Below are 5,705 nucleotides of genomic sequence, written 5' to 3'. Positions count from 1 at the left end.
GGCCTGGACTACGCCTACCAGAAGGCGTTCAACGCCGAATGCCGCCGTACTCGCGCGGGAAGCAGATGCCGGCGAATCCGCCCTCGTACAAGCGCTTCTGGAGTTCCTTGGCCCGGTCCCAGGAGGACTGTTCGGCCCGAACCGAGAACGGCGGGTCGTCGGGGTCGACGGACGGCATGTTCTGCGCCAGCCAGGTGCGCGCGCGTGCGGCGAACTCGTCGACCGACTCGACGGTGCCGGTGGGGTTCGTCGAAGCCATGGTGTCGGTCATGCCGTCGCCTCCGTCGCGGTGCTCAGCGCGTACACCGCGCGGTGATGGTCTTCCGGGGAACCGAACATCGCCCGGTACAGCGCGACCCGGCGCAGATACAGGTGCAGATCGTGTTCCCAGGTGACGCCGATGCCGCCGTGCAGTTGCACACAGTCCTGCAACATCACCGGAGCACGCTCGGCCACATAGGCTTTCGCGACGCTGACGAGCAACTCGGTGTCGGGGGAGCGCTCGGCGACCGCGCGGACGGCGCCCGCGGTGGTGGCCCGCGCGGCCTCGAACCACATCTTCATGTCGGCGGCGCGATGCTTGAGGGCCTGATAGGAGGCCAGCGGGCGGCCGAAACTGTGCCTGTCGAACAGCCACCGGTTGGTCATCGCGAGCACCGCGTCGAGGATGCCGACGATCTCGGCGCACTGCAGCACGAGCGCGATCTGCCGCTGCCGCTCGACGATCGCCGCAGTCTGCTCCGCGGTCCCCACCACCGCCGACTCGTCGACCGCGACACCGTCGAATTGCACTCGGGCATAACGTTTCACCAGGTCCACCGAGTCCTGCGGGGTCACCGTGACGCCGCCGGCGTCCGTCGGGACCAGGAACTGCCGGACGACGCCCTCGAGTTCGGCGACCACCAGCACGGCCCCGCTGTCCGCGCCGGCCTCCACCCGGTCCTTGACACCGTCGATGCGGTAGCCGCCGTCGGTGCGGGTGGCTTTCGTCGCCGGCTGCAGCGGTGCGAACGGGCGACGCGGTTCGTACACCGCCCAGGACGCCACAAGCTCACCTGAGATCAGCGCCTCGATGCTCTGCTCGTGACCGTCGGGAGCCTCCACCAGCCCCGACAGCACCACGCTGACCGGGTGCAGCGGGCCGGGTGCGACGGTGCGGCCGATCTGCTCGGCCACCATCGCCAGGTCGGCGACCCCGTCACCGGAGACGCTGCCACCCCCGAGTTCCTCGGGCACCAGCAGGCCGGCCCACCCCAGTTCGGCGGCGCGCTGCCACCACTCGGGCTGGAAGGACACCCCCGACGCGTGCAACCCGCGCACATGGGTCAGAGACGCCTGCTTCTCCAGAAACGTCTGGGTGGTGGAGGAGAACAGCAGCTGTTCCGGATTGGCGGTAGTCATGAAACGGGTTCAGCCTCTTCGTCTTCGGTGGCTTCAGGCGAGGACCAGGGCGGGCACGTCGGGCTTGTACACCACCTTGTTCTCGACCTTGAACAGGTCGATCATGTTCCTGCCCATGACCTTGCGCACGGCTTCCTCGTCGAGGCCGTGCGCTTCCAGATCGGCCACCAGGTTCAACGGATCGGCCAGTCCCTCGGGATGCGGCCAATCGGATCCGAAGATCACCCGGTCGATACCGCACAGGTCGGCCATCTTCTTGAAGTCGTCCTCCCAGAACGGCGCCACGTACACGCAGCGTTTGAACGCCTCGATCGGGTCCTCGGGGAACTCCTGCGGCATCTTCGAGTAGACGTCCTGGAACTGGTAGAACAGATACGGCACCCAGGACGCGCCGTTCTCGATCGACAGGATCCGCAGATCCGGGTTGCGGGTCAGCGCACCGTGGCACACCAGCGCGGCCATGGTGTCCTCGATCGGGCGTTTGCCCATCGCCACCATCCGGAACGCCGTCGGCCGGAACGGCAGGTACTCGTCGGCCGGCTCCCAGTCGTTGAGGTACTGGGCGTAACCGCTGTCCGAGGCGTGCATCGCCACCGGGATGCCGGCCTTGACGCAGGCCTGCCAGAACGGATCGAACTCCTCGGTGCCGAACGAGCGGGTGCCGCGGTACCCGGGGACCGGCGCGGGCCGCACCAGCACGGTCTTGGCGCCGCGCTCCAGGCACCATTCGAGCTCCTCGAGCGCGCGGTCGACGATCGGCAGGGTGATCACCGGGGTCGAGAAGATCCGGTCCTCATAGTTGAACTGCCATGTCTCGTACATCCATTCGTTGAGCGCATGGATGATGTCGTGGATCAGCTCGGGGTCGTCCTTGAGTCGTTCCTCGACCAGCGACGCCAGCGTCGGGAACATCAACGTGTAATCCAGGCCCAGACCGTCCATCACCTCCAGGCGCGCCTCCGGGGTGCGGAACGCCGGGATGGCCTTCATCGGCTTGCCCATGATCTCGCGGAAACTCTTGCCGCCGCTGCCGTGCCGGAAGTACTCCTCCTGGGCGCCGGGGCGGGCGACCACCTCGAAGGTCGGGTTGGGGATGTAGTCGCTGATGTGGTTGCGCACCATGATCTTGGTGCGGCCGTGCACATCGATGTAGTCGATGACGCCCTTGCGCTTGTCCGGGAGGAATTTGGTGAGCGCTTCCTTGGGCTCGTAGAAGTGGTTGTCGGCATCGAACACCGGATAGTCGAGGATGCGTGACGGCATGATGTGGGCTCCTCACATGACGTATTTGCATACGGCGATAATCGCATTACCGCGTAGTGGTAACGACATTACCACGCGTCGATGTAACGGCGCCAGATCGGCCGTCCGCGCTGTTTTACCAGTTCAGCACGCTAACCGAGCAGCCCGCGCAAGCAGAAGGTGTGCACGTGGGCGCCGCCGATCGGCACACCGTTGAGTTCGGTGCCCAGATCGCGCAGGCGCAGCGCGCCCAGCACGGTCTGCATCAGGATCGCGGCGTCGGTGTCGACGTCGAGGTCGGCCCGAAACGTGCCCTCGCCGACACCGCGGCGCAGGATGTCGGCGACCAGCCGGTGCAGCGGTGCCAGCACCTTGGCGAACTCTTTGGGCCTGGTCTCGAGCAGGTGGTCGTTGTAGTACGTCAGGCCGCGGTTGATGCTGTCCTGGGTGCTGGACTCGGCCGGGGCGCTGACCCGGTCGATGAGCCGGCGGAGCGCATCGGCGCTGTTCAACGGGTCCGTCTCGGCGCGCCACCGGTCGGTCGCGTCGGCCATGATCTTCTCCACCAGCGCCAGCAGCAACTCGTCCTTGGTCGCGAAGTGCTGGTAGAAAGCCCGCAACGACGTCTTGGAGCGCTCGACGACCTCGAGCACGGTGAAGTCGGTGCGGCCCGTCTCGCCGAGGATCGCCAGGGCCGACCGCATGAACCGGCTCGCGCGGGAGTCGGATCCGTCCTTCTGGACCGTCGCATCCGGGTGAGCCTTCGCGGACATGGTAATGACGTTACCGCTTTCGGAAAACCTCGGTTACTGTTCCCAGCGACAGTCACCGAGTGGAAGCGATGCACATGACAACCGATTCGGCGCACACCCCGTGGACGGTCCAAGGGCTGCTCGACCTGTTCGATGCGCAGCCCGCCGGGCAGGACGTCTTCACCGCGCAGACCGGCCTGACCGCCGAGGACGAACGCCAGGTGGTCGAGGGCACCCAGATCCTCGCGGCCTCGATCGTCGCTGCCGCCAAGCGCTTTCCCGGCAAGTCGATCCGCTCGGTGTACTCGGTGTTCGCCCGCGCGGTGCTGGCGGGTGCGGGCCCGGTCGAGCTGGAGATCGACGTGATCAGCGAGGGTCGCTCGACCGCTTCGGCGGTCGTCACCGCGAAACAGAACGGCAAGCGCTGCATCACCACGACGGTGCTGGCCGACGTGCCGACCGACGACGTCATCCGGCATCACCTGCCCAGGCCGGAGGTGGCGCCGCCCGCCGAGGCGAACGTGTCGCACATGCCGATGACCGGGCGGGAACTCCGTCTGGTCGACGTCGTCGACGTGAACAGTCCCGACGAGGTCGGACCGCCCGAGCTGTACGCCTGGCTGCACTACGACCCGATCCCGTCCCGCGATGATCTGGCCAAGGCGTTGGTCGCGTATTTCACCGGCCACCTTGGCATTTCGACGACCATGCGGGCACACGAGGGGATCGGGACCGCGCAAGCGCACCTGACCGTGTCGACCGCCCCGATGACGGTGTCGGTCAGCTTCCACGAGCCGGTGCGCTGGGACGGCTGGCTGCTGTACACCCACGAGAGCACCCAGGTCGGCGCCGGTATGTCCTACGTGCGCGGGGCGGTGCACACCGAGGAGGGTGAACTGCTCGCGTCGTTCACCCAGGACGCGCTGATCCGGCCGTTGCGCACCACCGACACCACGATCAAGGAGCAGGCGCGCCTCTAGTTAGAGCGCGGCCAGCACGGCCGAGCGCAGCACCTCCAGCGGCAGCCCGCCGAGATCGAGTGCACGGCTGTGAAATTCCTTCAGCGACACGCCGCGTGCGACCGCGTCGTCCCGCAACTGCTGCCAGATGCGCTGCCCGATCGCATAAGACGGTGCCTGCCCCGGCCAGCCGAGGTAGCGGTCCAGCTCGAACCGCAGGTTCTCCTCGGCCATCGCGCTGTGCGCCTGCAGGAACGCCCATGCCCGTTCGGCATCCCAGATGCCACCGTCGGGTGCTTTCATCCCGCAGTGCACGCCGATGTCGATCACCACCCGTGCGGCCCGGAAACGTTGCGCGTCAAGCATTCCCATCCTGTTGCCGGCGTCCTCGAGCCAGCCCAGCTCGGCCATCAGCCGTTCGGCGTACAGCGCCCAGCCCTCGCCGTGGCCGGACACCCAGCACCCGAGCCGGCGCCAGCGGTTGAGCTGGTCGGCCAGCACCACCGCGTGGCCGATCTGCAGGTGGTGGCCGGGCACGCCCTCGTGGAAGACGGTCGTGGTCTCCTGCCAGGTGTGGAAGGTGTCGACTCCGGGCGGAACCGACCACCACATCCGGCCGGGCCGCGACAGGTCCTCCGACGGGCCGGTGTAATAGATCCCGCCCGTATGCGTCGGCGCGATCCGGCACTCCAGGTTGCGGAGGGGTTCGGCGATCTCGAAGTGTGTGCCGGCCAGCGCGTCGACGACCCGGTCGGAGAGCTCCTGCATCCAGCGTTGCAGCGCGTCGGTGCCGTGGACGACGTAGCGTGCCTCGCCGTCGAGCCGGCGCAGCGCCTCGGCCGCGGACGCCCCGGGGTAGAGCCGGTCGGCGATCGCGTCCTGTTCGGCGACGATGCCGGCGAGCAAATCCAGACCCCACTCGTAGGCCTCGTCGAAATCGACTGCGGCGCCGAGGAAGGACCGTGACATCACGGTGTAGACCTCGCGTCCGCAGCCGTCGGTGTCGCGTGCGTGCGGGCCGATCTCGTCCCTGAGCACGGTCGACAGCGCGGCGTAGGCGTCGGCCGCGTCCTCGGCGTGGGTGCGCAGCCGGGACTGCAGTGCGGTGTCGGCGGTGCCGGCCGCGTCGGCGACCATCGCAACGAACAACCCGCCGTTCTGGGTGGCCTGCTGGATGCCGCGGGCCACCTGGCGGGCCGCCGGTGCCCGGCCGCTGCGGGTCGACGTCGGCCTGCTGATGAGCGGGGACGCCGGATATCACCGGGTGTTCTGGTTGACCACGGCGTTCACCGTGCTGGTGATCGTCATCGTGCTCGCCCTCGTGCCGGATCGCCGTCGCACCGCGACCGGT

At 67.9% G+C, this 5,705-nt stretch carries 4 protein-coding genes and 2 pseudogenes; 1 reads left to right on the top strand and 5 read right to left on the bottom strand.

The annotated features are described in order from the left end of the window. Positions 1-37 precede the first annotated feature (37 nt). The 4 genes and pseudogenes from ASJ79_RS17270 to ASJ79_RS17255 all read right to left on the bottom strand — a co-directional run. A pseudogene (locus ASJ79_RS17270) lies at positions 38-271 on the bottom strand (acyl-CoA dehydrogenase); the annotation flags it as partial. Further along, positions 268-1,401 (bottom strand): acyl-CoA dehydrogenase family protein, encoded by a 1,134-nt coding sequence (locus tag ASJ79_RS17265; RefSeq protein WP_067957540.1) that lies wholly within the window; start codon positions 1,399-1,401, stop codon positions 268-270. The gene ASJ79_RS17265 and the pseudogene ASJ79_RS17270, both read right to left, overlap by 4 nt. A gap of 33 nt (positions 1,402-1,434) precedes the next feature. Further along, positions 1,435-2,664: an amidohydrolase family protein gene (locus tag ASJ79_RS17260; RefSeq protein ID WP_067957537.1), complete on the bottom strand. Its 1,230-nt coding sequence runs from the start codon at positions 2,662-2,664 to the stop codon at positions 1,435-1,437. A gap of 131 nt (positions 2,665-2,795) precedes the next feature. Then, positions 2,796-3,416, bottom strand: a complete 621-nt coding sequence (locus ASJ79_RS17255; protein ID WP_067957534.1) for a TetR/AcrR family transcriptional regulator — start codon at positions 3,414-3,416, stop codon at positions 2,796-2,798. Positions 3,417-3,490: 74 nt separating this feature from the next. On the opposite strand from ASJ79_RS17255, the gene ASJ79_RS17250 reads away from it, so the two are divergent. After that, a complete protein-coding gene (locus ASJ79_RS17250; protein WP_067957546.1) occupies positions 3,491-4,375 on the top strand; it encodes an acyl-CoA thioesterase II in 885 nt (294 codons plus the stop codon). On the opposite strand, the pseudogene ASJ79_RS17245 reads toward ASJ79_RS17250, so the two are convergent. Further along, positions 4,376-5,569 (bottom strand): annotated as a pseudogene (locus ASJ79_RS17245) (DUF885 domain-containing protein); the annotation flags it as partial. Positions 5,570-5,705: the final 136 nt, after the last annotated feature.

Origin of the sequence: Mycobacterium sp. NAZ190054, from assembly GCF_001545925.1 — a bacterium.
In the GTDB taxonomy this organism is placed as follows: Bacteria; Actinomycetota; Actinomycetes; order Mycobacteriales; family Mycobacteriaceae; genus Mycobacterium.
Note: the sequence above shows the minus strand (reverse complement) of the source record. Positions and strands in the feature narration are given on the sequence as shown.

Coding starts and splice junctions, on each gene's coding strand:
- ASJ79_RS17265 (WP_067957540.1), bottom strand. CDS start 1,401: ATGACTACCGCCAATCCGGAACAGCTGCTGTTCTCCTCCACCACCCAG.
- ASJ79_RS17255 (WP_067957534.1), bottom strand. CDS start 3,416: ATGTCCGCGAAGGCTCACCCGGATGCGACGGTCCAGAAGGACGGATCC.
- ASJ79_RS17260 (WP_067957537.1), bottom strand. CDS start 2,664: ATGCCGTCACGCATCCTCGACTATCCGGTGTTCGATGCCGACAACCAC.
- ASJ79_RS17250 (WP_067957546.1), top strand. CDS start 3,491: ATGACAACCGATTCGGCGCACACCCCGTGGACGGTCCAAGGGCTGCTC.